Genomic DNA, 13,507 nt, shown 5'->3' on the forward strand with positions numbered 1-13,507 from the left:
TCAGGTACAACAACCTGCCGCCTGCACAGCACTTGCAAGAAATGGGCACACTGTGGCGGGCGGTCAGGTTCGTGGCTAATCAGGCCATCACGCAGCGCTTATGCGTCCAGCCAGACGTGCTCGGCAAAGGAGAAACCCATCAACCCGCCCAGCGGCCGGGCTTCCAGGCCCTTGACCTTGGAGCTGTAGGCGTCAATGCTGGCAATGAACATGGGAATGCCGATGCCGGACTCCTGGTGGATCAAGGTTTGCATGTCGGCGTACTGCTGTTTGCGCTTGGCCAGGTCGGTTTCGGCACGCGATGCCAGCAGCAGTTGGTCGAACTTGGGGTTCTTCCAGCGCGACTCGTTCCACTGCGCGTCGGACTGGAAGAACTGCGTCAGCAAGGTATCGACGCTGGGCCGGGTGTTGATATTGCCGAAGCCAATCGGGCTGCTGAGCCAGTGGTTCGACCAATAACCGTCGGACGGCATGCGCTTGACATCCAGCTCCAGGCCGATGCGCTGACCCGTTTCCTGCATCAGCAAGGCGATCTCGGTGGAGTAAGTGGCCGCAGGCGAGGTCACGACAGGAATTTTTCCGCTCACACCCGATTTCTGCAGATGGAACTTGGCCTTGTCCAAGTCCATGGTCCGCTGCGGCAGGCCTGCGAAGTAAAAGCGGTTGGTCGGGTCCACAGGCTGGTCGTTGCCGACCGTTGCGTAGTCCAGTGCAATGGTCTTCTTCATCTGCTCGCGGTCCAGCATGTACTTCATGGCCATGGCGAAGTCAGGGTTGGTACCCGGACCCAGGTCGCGGCGCATGATCAGGTCGGTGTATTGACCGGACTGCGACGTCAGGATGTTGAAACCCGGTATGCCTTTGACACGTGCGACAGCGCGCGGATTGACGCCGTTGATGAGATCCATGCCACCGGACAGCAGCGCATTGAGCCGGGCACTCTCGTCGCCGATACCCACAAATTCGACCTCATCGAGGTAAGGTTTACCGGGTTTCCAGTAAGACTCGTTACGGACCACGATGGAGCGTATGCCGGGCTTGAACTCCTTGAGCTTGTAGGGGCCGGTACCAATGCCCGCGGCGAAGTCGGTCGTGCCGTCTTTGACGATGTGGAAGTGGAAGGTAGCGACGATGGTCGGCAAATCGGCGTTCGGCGCCGTCAGCACGATCGTGACCTCGTTCGGACCGGTGGCCTTGACGCTTTCGATCTGGTCGGCCAGCACCTTGGCCTTGGAGGCCGTTGCCGGGTCCTTGACGCGCATCACCGAATACACCACGTCCGCTGGCGAGAGCGCCTTGCCGTCATGGAAGGTCACACCCTTGCGCAGCGTAAAGACCCAGGTCTTGGCATCGCGGGTGGTAAACGACTCGGCCAGAGCTGGCTGCGGGGTGAGGCTGGCGTCGAGCACGGTCAAGCCATTGAAAAGCATGGTGCTGCGGCAGTAGTCGGCCTGGTTGGATTGCTTGGCCGGATCCAGCGTGTCGGTAGCGGCTGTTTGCTCCCCTGAGACACGAATACGCCCACCCTTGCGTGGTGTCTGCGCATGGGCAGACATCGCGAAGGTGGCTGCACCACCAGCCAGGGTGGCCTGCATACCGCCCGCCATCAGCATGGCGAGCACATCGCGGCGCGAAGCTCCGCGGCGCAGGGACTCCATCACCCGGACGCTGTCTGTGGGATGGACAAGACTATCGAACTGATTGCGGCTATTGCTCATGGGGATGCACTCCTTGTAGAACGGTGAATGGGGGAGTAAATGACTCAAAGACCGACGACGCCAGCCAGGCCGCCGATGTCCTGGATCTCGGTGTAGCCATAAGCCGGATTGCCTGGGCCATGGCCACGATTGACGAACACCTTGTTGACGATGCCGATGTCTGCGGCCGACATCAAGTCGTAGCGCAGGCTGGACGAAACGTGCAGCACATCCTCCGGGTTGCAGCCCAGCGAGTCGAACATGAACTCAAAAGCGCGCAGCCGTGGCTTATAGGCTTGGGCCTGCTGGGCGGTGTAGACACGGTAGAAAGGCGCACCCAGCATGGCGACGTTTTTCTGGATTTGAGAGTCATCGGCATTGGAGAGAATCACCAACGGGATCTCGTGCGCAACCTTGGACAGGCCCGCCGGCACGTCTTCATGCGGTCCCCAGGTCGGAACGGCGTCGTAGTATTGCTGCGCATCGCTATCCAGGTACTGGATCTTCCAGGCCTTGCACAGGCGGCGCACGGCATTCTTCAACACGGTCTCATAAGGCTTCCAGTCACCCAGCACTTCGTCGAATCGATAGCTGGTGAAGTCTGCGATGAACTGCTCCATACGATCGGCCGGAATACGGTCCGCAAAAATGACCCGGGTCATCTCGGTCATACGGAAGCGCGTGAGCGTGCCGTAGCAGTCGAAGGTGATGTACTTGGGACGAAAAGCCATGGTTGCTGATCCTTGATGTGCCGGTGTCCGACCGGAAACGGGTTGCGGCATAACTGATTTCCGCGACGTCTTGATGTGAAGTAATTGAATCACGCAAGCTCACAAGGGTTGTATGGAAATGGCTGGCGTTTTGATCCCAAGCTGCTGTTTGAAGTAGGGAGCGCGGCATGGCGTGCGGTTCGCACCGCATGCGTGCGGTATGCACCTTGGTGTGCTGCGGCGCATCCACCCGGCACGCTTTTGAAGCAAGGCTAGAGCAGGTTAGTCCTGCCACCCAGACTTGCTAAATACCCGGCTGCGGTACGCCTGTTGCATCGCACCGCCACCGTACCCGGCACCAAACAAACAGCCGCAGCATATGTATGCGTAAGCCGGGCTGCAGCGGCAGCGAATTGCAAAGCGCCGGGCCGCCACAGAAGATGCTTGCGAGTTGCAGCAACATGCATCTTGACTCTGGCGTAGTGCATCGATGTCGGTCAAGATCGGTGCACTCCCATGTTTGCAAGAGAGATTTCCCGTATGCCCTTATCTTCCCCTTCCGACATCGCCGAAGACCGCGTGGTCTTCAGGGCGATGACTTCCGATGACATCGAGCAGGCCCACGCGCTGTCCGCCGAACTTCGCTGGCCGCACCGCCCGACCGACTGGGCACAAGTCTTTGAACATGCTGAAGGCACGGTGGCTGAACAAGGCGGCAAGATCGTGGGCACCGCACTGCGCTGGCGCTGGGGTGCGCAGCATGCATCCCTGGGCCTGATCATCGTGAGTCCGGCGTGCCAGGGCCGCGGCATCGGCCGCCAACTCATGGAGGTTCTGCTCGACGGACTGGACTCACACAGCGTATTGCTGCAGGCGACAGAAGCCGGTCGCCCACTGTATGAAAAGCTGGGCTTCAAGGTCACTGGCGGAATACGCCAGCACCAGGGCCTGGCTAAGCCGACACCGCTGATCGAACTACCTCCCGGTTGCCGCTTGAGGCCTGCGGGCCAGAACGAGCTGGCCGCGCTGCAATCGCTAGATGCAGCTGCGCGTGGCATGCCCCGCCCCGCACTGATAGAAGACCTGTTGGACCGGGCCGAAGTCTGCGTGGTGCTGGACTGCGAACAAACACCGCGAGGCTTCGCCATGCTGCGCCGCTTTGGTCGTGGCCACGTCATCGGGCCGGTGGTCGCCCCTGACGTGGAAGGTGCCAAGGCGTTGATCGCCCACCTGGCCGGACAAAACGCCGGCCATTTCACCCGCATCGACGTGGATGCCAACGCGGACCTGGGCGACTGGCTGACCGCCATCGGCCTGGCGGAGGTCGATGCACCGACAACCATGGTGCGCGGCACACCTTTGCCGACCACCAAAGGTGGGCCGGTACTCTTTGCCATCACAACCCAGGCCATCGGCTAAGGACCGGAATGCACGCATTCAGCTTTGTCTACAAGTCCGATCCGGTACGCGGCCGCGTATGGGCCGAAGTGTTTCGTACGCAGGCACCACATATCGACTTTCGGATCTGGCCCGATGTCGGCGATCCCGAGCAAGTGCGATTCCTGGCGGCCTGGGTGCCCCCCGATCACATCACTCACCAATTTCCCAAGCTTAAAGTGCTGTTCTCCTCCGGTGCAGGCGTGGACCAATTCGACTTGCATGCGCTGCCGGCCGACCTGCCGGTGGTACGCATGGTGGAACCAGGCATCGTCGGTGGCATGGTGGAGTATGTGACCCATGCCGTGCTGGACCTGCACCGGGACATGCCCAAGTACCGTCGCCAGCAGCAGCAGGCCGATTGGCGGCCACTGCAGGTCCGGCCAGCCGCCGACCGGCGCGTTGGCGTGCTCGGCCTCGGGTCGCTCGGGCAGGCAGTGCTCGCGCAGCTAAAGGCACTAGGTTTCGATTGTGCGGGCTGGAGCCGTTCGCAACACCATATCGACGGCGTGCAATGCCACGCGGGCAGCGAAGGCCTGGCTGGCTTTTTGGCACGCACCGACATACTCGTCTGCCTGCTGCCTCTGACCGACGCGACGCGCGGATTTCTCAATGCCAAGCTCTTCGCCCAACTCCCCAAAGGCGCAGGCCTGGTACATGTCGGACGCGGGCCGCAAATGGTTGATGCCGATCTACTGGCAGCCCTGGAAACAGGGCACATCGGTGAGGCCATACTCGACGTAACAGAGCCTGAACCTCTGCCCGCGTCGCATCCATTTTGGTCGCATGCACGCATCGCGCTGACCCCGCACATCGCGAGCATGACGCACCCTCTCAGTGCTGCGCGCGTGGTGCTGGACAATCTGCGCCGCTTCGAATCCGGCGAGCCCATGTTGGGGTTGGTGGACCGCCAGCGAGGCTACTGAAAGCGTACGCAATCTACCGACAACCCCTACCGGCAGATTGCGCTGCGAGGGGCCGCGAATCGGCAATTTCCCACTGTTGGCGGCACCCGCTTCGGCACCCATATTGCAACGTGCGCCCTAGCATAGAGGCATCAAGCAAGCAACTTTGGATAAGGCCTCTTCCATGTCAAAACTTCTCGTCTCCTTCAACCTCGACCAGCTCGGCGAACCACGCGAATACCGGCCGCCAGCGGACCGCGTTATTGAGGGCGACATCGTCTGCCGCAACTGGGATGTTGATAGCGCCAAGGATGGCAAGGTACGTGCCGGCGTGTTCGAGTCGACGGTCGGCGTCAACCACTCCATCAAGGGCGAAACCTGGGAGTTCTGCCTGATCCTTTCTGGTGTGGTGGAAATCACCGAGGCCGGGCAAGCACCGGTGACCTACAAGGCTGGCGACTGCTTCATCATGAAGCCCGGCTACATCGGCACCTGGCGCACGATTGAAACCGTGCGCAAGGTATGGGTCATGGCCTGAAGCAACGGCCCCTGGACAGAACGGACCACCCCATAAGCACAGAAAACCAGACCATGGCAGCCCCCAACCTCACCCTCAACGATGCGCGGCTCTATATCGACGGCCAATGGCTCGACCGATCCAGCGCTGCGCAGATCGCCGTCGTCAACCCATTCACAGAGCAGGTGGTGGGACATGTCGCCGCCGGCTCGTGCGCCGATGTCGATATGGCCGTGGCTGCAGCCCGGCGCGCATTCGAGACTTTTTCGCGCAGCACGGTAGAGGAGCGACTGGCCCTGCTAGGCCGCATCCTGGCGCTGCTGGAAGAACGCGCGGAACTGTTCGCACAGGCCATCGTGACCGAGATGGGCGCTGCGATCAGCTTCGCCCGGGCATCCCATGTGCCCTATGCCATCGCCCATGTGCGCGTGCAAATGGAGGTGTTGCAGCGCTACGCCTTTCTCACCAACGAGGGCGGCACCGCCTTGGCCAAAGAGCCGATCGGCGTCTGCGCACTCATCACGCCCTGGAACTGGCCGCTGTACCAGATCACCGCCAAGGTGGCGCCCGCCATCGCAGCCAGCTGTACCGTGGTACTCAAACCCAGCGAGCTCTCGCCTTACAGCGCACAACTCTTCGCGCAGGTGGTGCACGACGCCGGCGTACCGGCCGGTGTGTTCAACCTGGTGGGAGGCACCGGCGAAGTCGTCGGTGCGGCGCTGGCGTCACACCCGGACGTCGATATGATTTCCATCACCGGATCGACGCGCGCGGGTGTGCTGGTGGCACAGGCGGCCGCCGTGACGGTCAAACGCGTAGTGCAGGAACTGGGCGGCAAGTCGCCCAATGTGTTTCTTGACGATGCCGACTTTGAGAGCGGCGTTGCCAAGGGCGTGCTCGCAGGCATGCGCAACGTAGGCCAGTCGTGCAGCGCACCGACACGGATGCTGGTGCCGGCGTCACGCCTGGCCGAAGTAGAAGCCTTGGCGCAAGCGGCCGCGGCCAGCATCGCGGTAGGCGATCCGCGCGATGAAAAGACGGCCATGGGCCCGATCGCCAATGCCGCGCAGTTTGCCCGGGTGCAGGACATGATTGCAGCCGGCATGGACGAAGGCGCCAAGCTAGTCTGCGGTGGGCAGGGCCGACCGGCCGGACTGGCGCACGGCTTCTTCGTACAGCCAACCGTGTTCTCCAATGTGACACCCGGAATGCGGGTAGCACAGGAGGAAATTTTCGGCCCGGTGCTGGTGATCATGCCGTACAAGGATGAGGCAGAAGCTATCGCCATAGCCAACGACACGGTTTACGGCCTGGGTGCTCACCTACAGTCGAGCGACTTGGATCGCGCCCGCCACGTGGCGGGCCGCATCCGCGCCGGACAGGTGCATATCAACTACCCCACCTGGAACGGACACGCACCGTTTGGCGGCTACAAGCGCTCTGGCAATGGACGCGAATATGGCGTCCACGGCCTGGAGGAATACCTAGAGACCAAAGCCATCATTGGCTACTGATGGTGCCGCCAAGGAACCGGGTTGAGCGCTTGACGCAGCATCGCGAGGAAGGCGGTCGTCCGCGCACTGCGGCCGCGCCGCGAGCCCAACATGGCCACAACGTCGGCGCCCGGTACTTCCCATCCCGGCAAGACCTCGCGCAAGCGGCCTTGCACGATGTCGTCTGCGACATTCCATTCCGAGCGGATGGCAATACCCATGCCGGCCAAGGCCCAGTCCCGCACCACGGCGCCATCGTTGCTGGACATCACAGGGTTGATGCGAATCGTCACGGGGTCGCGCCTGGCGGCACTGAAGCGCCAGAGCGTGACATCCTCATTGTTCTCCCGCACCACCAGGCAGCGGTGTCTGGCCAGGTCGCCAGGCTCGGCAATCGGCTCGGCGTGCTCCAAATAGGCAGGGCTGGCGCACAAGATGCGCCGGTTCGGCGCCAGCGTAGTCATGATCTGGTTCGGCGGGCCCGCCGGCCCGATGTGGATCACCACATCGCAGCTTTCAATAAGCTGCGCGCCGGGGTGGTCAGAAAGCTCCAGCGAAATGCTCACGCCCGCATGCGTACGTGCGAAGGCCTCAGCGACCGGCGCCACGTGCAGCCTGCCAAAGCCATGCGGTGCGGCGACACGCAGGTGCCCGCTCACCTTGCTCGTGCGGTCGCCAAGTGCTTCAGCGAGCGCGTCGATGGTGTCGGCGACCATGCGGCCGTGTGCAGCAACCAGCGCGCCTTCGTCGGTCAGGCTAGAACGCCGGCCTGTGCGGTCCAGCAGCTGCACCCCGGCGCGTGCCTCCAAAGCTTGCAAGCGCTGCGACACCGCGGGCGGCGTGACGTTGAGCTTGCGCGCGGCTTCGGCCAGCGAACGGGAATCTGCCAGCACGGCAAAAAAGGCGAGATCTTCAGAGGTAATCATTAAGGCATAGCTTAATGTTTAATGCAGAAAACGTAAATTGCAAACTTATAGGTCGACACGGAAAATTCCTCCATCAACCGACCTGGAGAACCCGTATGAACGAGGCAATGACTACCGTAGACCTGACGCCGCAAGCGACCACCGAAATCAGCAGCTTGCACACACTGGAAACCCCTTGCCTGGTGCTCGACGCCGCACGCATGGAGCGCAACGTGGCACGTTTGCGCAGGCGTATGGCGGATCTTGGCGTGCAGCTACGCCCGCACCTCAAGACCGCCAAGTCGGTCGAAGTGGCGCGCCGGGTCATGGACTCGCCGCACGGCCCGGCCACCGTCTCGACACTCAAGGAGGCAACACTGTTCGCAGCCGCCGGTGTTCGCGACATCGTCTATGCGGTCGGCATTGCGCCGGCCAAGCTGGCCCAGGTGCAGGCGCTGCGTGCCCAGGGAATCGACCTCGCCGTGGTACTCGACACGGTGGCGCAGGCCGAAGCGGTTGCAGCCGCCTCCCGCGAGGCCGGCGCCCCCATTCCCGCGCTGATCGAGATCGATTGCGACGGCCACCGCTCCGGCGTGCTGCCGACCGATGCAACCGCTTTGCTAGCCATCGGCAAGGCGCTGGAACAGGGCGCATCGCTGCGTGGCGTATTGACCCATGCGGGCGGTAGTTATGCCGCACGCGGCGCTGAGGCTTTGCAGCAATGCGCGGAGGACGAACGGCGCAGTGTCGTTGTGGCTGCCACCATCTTGCGCAATGCGGGATGGCCCTGCCCAGTCGTGAGCATGGGTTCCACCCCGACCGCGCACAGCGCTACGGACCTGACCGGCATCACCGAGGTGCGGGCAGGCGTATTCGTGTTCTTCGACCTCGTGATGGCGGGCATCGGCATCTGCCGCATCGACGACATCGCGCTGTCTGTCATGGCGACAGTAATCGGCCACCAGCGCGACAAGGGCTGGATACTGGTCGATGCCGGCTGGATGGCGCTGTCGCAGGACCGCGGTACCTCCAAACAGGCGGTGAACCAGGGCTATGGCGTGGTCTGCGACATCGCCGGCAAGCCTTACCCCGACCTGATCGTCTCCGATGCCAACCAGGAGCACGGCATCATCACGGTCCGACCTGGCTCCAGCGGCACGCTGCCCGATCTGGCCATCGGCGACCGCGTGCGAATTCTGCCCAACCATGCCTGTGCCACCGGTGCCCAGCACGGCCGCTACCACGTCGTGCGCGGTGACAGCAGCTCGCTCGAAGCCGAATGGCCAAGGTTCGGCGGCTGGTGATCGCGAATTCCTTTTTTGATGTTCATCCACTCTGACCCAACGTCCTCACCATGCCAGCACCTCTCACCGCTGTAGAAACCACGCCAGACCTGCCCACCCACGCCGATGTGGTCGTCATCGGTGGCGGCATCATCGGGTGCTTTACCGCCTATTACCTGAGCCAACGCGGACTGAAGGTCGCGCTGGTCGAAAAGGGGCGCATCGGTGCGGAACAGTCGAGCCGCAACTGGGGCTGGTGCCGCCAGCAGAACCGCGATGCCCGCGAGCTACCTATGGCCACCAAAAGCCTGGACTTGTGGGAACAGTTCAGCGCCGAATCCGGCGAAGACACGGGCTTCAAGCGTTGTGGCCTGCTCTACCTCAGCAACAGCGAGGCGGAGCTGGCCGGCTGGGCGCGCTGGGGCGAGTTCGCCCGCACCGTCGGCGTAAAAACACACATGCTGACGGCCGAAGAGGCAGCCCAACGCGGACGCGTAACCGGCAAGCCTTGGAAAGGCGGCGTCTTCTCGCCCACCGACGGCACCGCAGACCCATCGCGGGCAGCCCCGGCGGTGGCCCGGGCCATCATGCAGCTCGGCGGCAGCGTGCACCAGGACTGCGCGGCGCGCGGTATCGAGATGGAAGGTGGCCGGTTGTCTGGCGTTGTCACGGAGAAGGGCACGGTACGCACCAAGATCGCCGTGCTGGCAGGCGGCGCCTGGGCGTCCTCTTTCTGCCGCCAGTACGGCATCCGGTTCCCGCAAGCAGCCATCCGGCAGACGGTGTTGGCGGTCTCGCCGGGGGCCAGCGAACTGCCGCCGGCACTCCACACCACCGCCGTGTCCATGACCCGGCGCAGCAATGGCGGCTACACCGTGGCCATCAGCGGCCGCGGGCGGGTGGATCCCACACCGCAATTGCTGCGCTTCTCCGCCCAGTTTCTGCCCATGTTCCAGCGCCGCTGGCGCAACCTGGCACCGGGCGGACTGGAAGGCATGCGGTCGGGCCATGAAGGAATGTCCCGCTGGCGGCTGGACCAGCCGACACCGATGGAGCTCATGCGCACCCTCGATCCAGCGGTGGACAAGGCGGTCGTGCGCTTGACCTACCAACGCGCGTTGGACCTGGTCCCGGCGCTGAAGGACCGCACCGTCACGGCGGCATGGGCCGGTTATGTAGACAGCACGCCGGACGGGGTGCCAGGCATAGGTGAGACAGCCAGCGTACCCGGCCTGGTGCTGGCGGCCGGCTTCAGCGGACACGGCTTCGGCATTGGTCCCGGTGCTGGTCATCTGATAGCCGACATCGTCAGCGGTGCGACACCTCTTGTAGATGCCCGGCCCTACCACCCTGACCGTTTCAAGTCTTCGGCCTGGGGCAAAGTTGCGGAGTTCTAAATGTGCCGATCAAGGCGTTCCGTGTCAGGCGTCGAGCCAGACGTTTTCTGCAAAGGAGTAACCCATCAGGCCACCCAGCGGAATCGGTGCCAGGCCCTTGAGCTTGCTGCTGTGGCCGTCGATGCTGGCCAGGAACAAGGGGATGCCGATACCTGCCTCCAGGTGGATCATGGTCTGCATATCGGCGTACATCTGCTTGCGCTTGGCCAGATCGGTTTCAGCACGCGATGCCAGCAGCAGTTGGTCGAATTTCGGGCTCTTCCAGCGCGACTCGTTCCAGGCCGCGTCCGACTGGAAGAACTGGGTCAACAGCGTATCGGCACTCGGGCGCGGGTTCACATTGCCGAAGCCCACCGGACTGTTTAGCCAGTGGTTGGACCAGTAGCCATCGGCCGGCATGCGCTTCACGTCCAGGTCCAGGCCGATGCCCTGTCCGGCCTGCTGCAGCAGAAGCGCAATCTCCACCGAATACATGGCCGCTGGCGAAGCCACTACCGGCACCTTGCCGGTCACACCCGACTTCTGCAGGTGGAACTTGGCCTTGTCCAGGTCCATCTTGCGCTGCGGCAGGCCCTCGAAGTAGAAACGGTTGGTCGGGTCTATCGGCTGGTCGTTCGCGATCACGGCATAGTCGAGCGCGATGGTCTTCTTCATCTGCTCGCGGTCGAACATGTACTTCATCGCCATGGCGAAGTCGAGGTTCATGCCCGGGCCTTGGTCCTTGCGCATGATCAGGTCCGAATACTGACCCGACTGGGTGGTGAAGATAGCGTAGCCCGGCGTGCCCTTGACGCGCGCCACCGAACGCGGGTTGACCGAAGCCACCAAGTCCATACCACCCGACAGCAGTGCGTTGACGCGTGCGCTTTCATCGCCAATACCGACGAACTCAATCTCATCAAGGTAGGGCTTGCCAGGTTTCCAATAAGCCTCATTGCGCACCACCAGCGAACGCACACCGGGCTTGAATTCCTTGAGCTTGTAGGGGCCGGTACCGATGCCGGCGTTGAAGTCGGTGGTGCCGTCCTTGACGATATGGAAGTGGAAGGTGCCGACGATGACGGGCAGATCGGCGTTTGGCGCGGAGAGCACCATCGTGACCTCGTTCGGGCCGGTGGCCTTCACGCTTTCTATCTGGTCTGCCAGCACCTTGGCTTTCGACGCGGTGGCCGGGTCCTTGTGGCGCATCACCGAATACACCACGTCGGCTGGCGACAGCGCTTTGCCGTCATGGAACACCACACCTTTGCGCAACGTGAAGACCCAGGTCTTGGCATCCTTGGTGGTGAACGATTCGGCCAAAGCAGGCTGTGGCGTAAGGCTGCCGTCCAGCACGGTCAAACCGTTGTAGAGCATGGTGCCGCGCGAGTAGTCGGTCTGGTTCGACTGCTTTGCAGGGTCCAGCGTATCGCTCGCGGCGGCCGTGGCACCGGCTACGCGAATGCGCCCACCGCGGCGCGGAGTTTCGGCATGCGCCGTCATCGCCACACTGGCCAGGCCGGTAGCTAGTGTGGCCTGCATACCACCAGCCATCAACATGGTAAGAATGTCGCGCCGCGTGGCACCGCGTCGTATCGATTCCATCACCCGCAGGCTTTCGCCGGGACTGACAAGTTGGTCTAGCTTGTTTTTTCTGTAGTTCATGGTGGTGAGCTCCTGGGGTTGAAAGAAAACGGGGAGGATGCGCGGTTGACCAGTAACCGCTCAGGCCAGTCGGTCCTTGAGTCGGTAGTACATACCCACCGCCGGCAGAAACCACGGCGGTCCAAAGTGGCCTGGAATAGCGGGCCAGTCGCGGCCTTGCCAGGGGTTGGCATGCACCTGGCCAGCCATGACATCGGCCATGACTTCGCCCATATGCACCGACATCTGCGTGCCATGGCCGCTATAGCCCATGGCGTAATACAACCCGTCGCGCTCACCCGCATGGGGCAGCCGGTCCTGCGTCATATCGACCAGCCCCCCCCAGCAATAGTCGATGCGCACGGCACCCAGCTGCGGAAAAGTCTCGGTTAGTCCTGCACGCAGGATCTCCCCACTCGCTGCATCCGATTGCGGACTGGAGATCGCAAACCTTGCCCGCCCGCCGAACACCAGCCGATGGTCGGCCGTGAGCCGAAAGTAATGGTGGATGTTGGCTACCGTGGTGTAGGTGCGGCGCTGGGCCAGCAGAGCCTGTGCACGTTCGGCGCCGAGCGGTTCGGTGACAACAATGAAGCTGCCGATCGGCACGATGCGACGGCGCAGCCAGCCAAAGCTGCCATAAGCACCGTGACGCGTTGCACCAGTAGCCAGCAGCACCTGCTGCGCTGTCACCGAGCCACGCGCCGTGTGCAGCTGCCGGGCGCGGCCCGGGCCTGTCCGCGTAATGCGCTCAACACTGGTACCGGTATGTATCTGCGCGCCGCTGCGCTCAGCAGCAGCAGCCAGGCCCGCGGCAAAGCGGCCCATATGCATCTGGCCGCTGCGTTTATAGAGCAGGCCGCCATGGAAGCGTTCGCTTTGCACCTCGGCCTGGACCCGTGCGGCATCAAGTATCTCGACGTCGTTGTCCACGCCATCGTCTATCAGCCGCTGCGCGCTGCGTTGTAGCGCAGCCATCTGGTTGGGTCGCGTAGCCAGTTTGAGCTTGCCGTGGCGTAAAAAGTCGCAATCAATGGCCTCGTCGCGCACCACGCGGGCCACCGTGTCTACGGCTGCATCGTAGGCCTGGTACCAGACACGCGCCTTGTCGATGCCCACCTTGGCCGCCACATCGGCATAGTCCACGGCCAGCCCATTGTTGACATGTCCTCCGTTGCGCCCTGAAGCCTCGGCAGCAACACGGCTGCCAGCCTCCAGCACGACGACGTTCGCCCCCCGCCGGGCCAGGGTCCGTGCGGCCGACAGTCCAGTAAACCCCGCGCCAACGATGGCCACATCGACCTGCGCGGGTAGCTCCCGCACCGGGGCAACAAAGGCAGACGATGAATCCGTCCAGTAGGAATCAAGCTTCATGCTGCAGCACCGCCAAGATTCCGCTGCCGGGTGCCACAGCGCGCCAGCTGGCGTGATCCGTGGCTGCAGGGTAATGTGCTGCGGCCACCGTAGACGGTGTGCCTGGGACGAAAGATCATGGTCTCGGTTCCTTTGTCAAACCGGTCTCAGACCGGCGCGGGTCACG

Annotated in this window: 11 protein-coding genes; 6 read left to right on the forward strand and 5 right to left on the reverse strand. The window is 62.9% G+C overall.

Going from position 1 to position 13,507, the window contains the following annotated elements; translation table 11 throughout:
* Positions 1 to 98: 98 nt before the first annotated feature.
* Positions 99 to 1,718, reverse strand: a complete 1,620-nt coding sequence (locus AC07O2_RS00135; protein ID WP_495073713.1) for an ABC transporter substrate-binding protein — start codon at positions 1,716 to 1,718, stop codon at positions 99 to 101.
* A gap of 44 nt (positions 1,719 to 1,762) precedes the next feature.
* Entirely contained in the window at positions 1,763 to 2,428 is a 666-nt protein-coding gene (locus AC07O2_RS00140; RefSeq protein WP_495073714.1) for a haloacid dehalogenase type II, read from the reverse strand.
* Between the two features lie 519 nt (positions 2,429 to 2,947).
* Here AC07O2_RS00140 and AC07O2_RS00145 point away from each other — a divergent pair.
* The 4 genes from AC07O2_RS00145 to AC07O2_RS00160 all read left to right on the forward strand — a co-directional run bounded on the left by AC07O2_RS00145 (position 2,948) and on the right by AC07O2_RS00160 (position 6,780).
* Positions 2,948 to 3,826 (forward strand): GNAT family N-acetyltransferase, encoded by an 879-nt coding sequence (locus AC07O2_RS00145; RefSeq protein WP_495073715.1) that lies wholly within the window; start codon positions 2,948 to 2,950, stop codon positions 3,824 to 3,826.
* Positions 3,827 to 3,834: 8 nt separating this feature from the next.
* Positions 3,835 to 4,770 carry a 2-hydroxyacid dehydrogenase gene (locus tag AC07O2_RS00150; RefSeq protein ID WP_495073716.1) on the forward strand — a complete coding sequence of 312 codons (936 nt, stop codon included), beginning with the start codon at positions 3,835 to 3,837 and terminating at the stop codon, positions 4,768 to 4,770.
* A gap of 163 nt (positions 4,771 to 4,933) precedes the next feature.
* A complete protein-coding gene (locus AC07O2_RS00155) occupies positions 4,934 to 5,287 on the forward strand; it encodes a cupin domain-containing protein (protein ID WP_495073717.1) in 354 nt (117 codons plus the stop codon).
* Positions 5,288 to 5,340: 53 nt separating this feature from the next.
* Positions 5,341 to 6,780, forward strand: coding sequence for an aldehyde dehydrogenase family protein (locus AC07O2_RS00160; protein WP_495073718.1), 1,440 nt, complete (start codon positions 5,341 to 5,343; stop codon positions 6,778 to 6,780).
* Here the strand turns inward: AC07O2_RS00160 and AC07O2_RS00165 are convergent.
* Positions 6,774 to 7,685: a LysR family transcriptional regulator gene (locus AC07O2_RS00165; protein ID WP_495073719.1), complete on the reverse strand. Its 912-nt coding sequence runs from the start codon at positions 7,683 to 7,685 to the stop codon at positions 6,774 to 6,776. The genes AC07O2_RS00160 and AC07O2_RS00165 overlap by 7 nt on opposite strands.
* Before the next feature lie 95 nt (positions 7,686 to 7,780).
* On the opposite strand from AC07O2_RS00165, the gene AC07O2_RS00170 reads away from it, so the two are divergent.
* Both AC07O2_RS00170 and AC07O2_RS00175 read left to right on the forward strand, forming a co-directional pair.
* The gene (locus AC07O2_RS00170; protein ID WP_495073720.1) at positions 7,781 to 8,968 is read left to right on the forward strand and encodes a DSD1 family PLP-dependent enzyme; all 1,188 of its coding nucleotides are present in this window, start codon (positions 7,781 to 7,783) and stop codon (positions 8,966 to 8,968) included.
* Between the two features lie 50 nt (positions 8,969 to 9,018).
* Positions 9,019 to 10,344, forward strand: coding sequence for an NAD(P)/FAD-dependent oxidoreductase (locus AC07O2_RS00175; protein ID WP_495073721.1), 1,326 nt, complete (start codon positions 9,019 to 9,021; stop codon positions 10,342 to 10,344).
* A gap of 24 nt (positions 10,345 to 10,368) precedes the next feature.
* Here the strand turns inward: AC07O2_RS00175 and AC07O2_RS00180 are convergent, their stop codons facing one another.
* Both AC07O2_RS00180 and AC07O2_RS00185 read right to left on the reverse strand, forming a co-directional pair.
* Complete coding sequence (locus tag AC07O2_RS00180) at positions 10,369 to 11,988, reverse strand: ABC transporter substrate-binding protein (protein ID WP_495073722.1); 1,620 nt, start codon at positions 11,986 to 11,988, stop codon at positions 10,369 to 10,371.
* Positions 11,989 to 12,048: 60 nt separating this feature from the next.
* Complete coding sequence (locus AC07O2_RS00185; protein WP_495073723.1) at positions 12,049 to 13,341, reverse strand: NAD(P)/FAD-dependent oxidoreductase; 1,293 nt, start codon at positions 13,339 to 13,341, stop codon at positions 12,049 to 12,051.
* Positions 13,342 to 13,507: the final 166 nt, after the last annotated feature.

It is taken from the genome of Rhodoferax sp. GW821-FHT10B06 (assembly GCF_059415605.1).

Bases quoted from the DNA above. Each gene is read 5' to 3' on its own strand.
- AC07O2_RS00145 (WP_495073715.1), top strand. From the start codon at position 2,948: ATGCCCTTATCTTCCCCTTCCGACATCGCCGAAGACCGCGTGGTCTTC.
- AC07O2_RS00150 (WP_495073716.1), top strand. From the start codon at position 3,835: ATGCACGCATTCAGCTTTGTCTACAAGTCCGATCCGGTACGCGGCCGC.
- AC07O2_RS00185 (WP_495073723.1), bottom strand. From the start codon at position 13,341: ATGAAGCTTGATTCCTACTGGACGGATTCATCGTCTGCCTTTGTTGCC.
- AC07O2_RS00160 (WP_495073718.1), top strand. From the start codon at position 5,341: ATGGCAGCCCCCAACCTCACCCTCAACGATGCGCGGCTCTATATCGAC.
- AC07O2_RS00135 (WP_495073713.1), bottom strand. From the start codon at position 1,718: ATGAGCAATAGCCGCAATCAGTTCGATAGTCTTGTCCATCCCACAGAC.
- AC07O2_RS00175 (WP_495073721.1), top strand. From the start codon at position 9,019: ATGCCAGCACCTCTCACCGCTGTAGAAACCACGCCAGACCTGCCCACC.
- AC07O2_RS00140 (WP_495073714.1), bottom strand. From the start codon at position 2,428: ATGGCTTTTCGTCCCAAGTACATCACCTTCGACTGCTACGGCACGCTC.
- AC07O2_RS00170 (WP_495073720.1), top strand. From the start codon at position 7,781: ATGAACGAGGCAATGACTACCGTAGACCTGACGCCGCAAGCGACCACC.
- AC07O2_RS00165 (WP_495073719.1), bottom strand. From the start codon at position 7,685: ATGATTACCTCTGAAGATCTCGCCTTTTTTGCCGTGCTGGCAGATTCC.
- AC07O2_RS00155 (WP_495073717.1), top strand. From the start codon at position 4,934: ATGTCAAAACTTCTCGTCTCCTTCAACCTCGACCAGCTCGGCGAACCA.
- AC07O2_RS00180 (WP_495073722.1), bottom strand. From the start codon at position 11,988: ATGAACTACAGAAAAAACAAGCTAGACCAACTTGTCAGTCCCGGCGAA.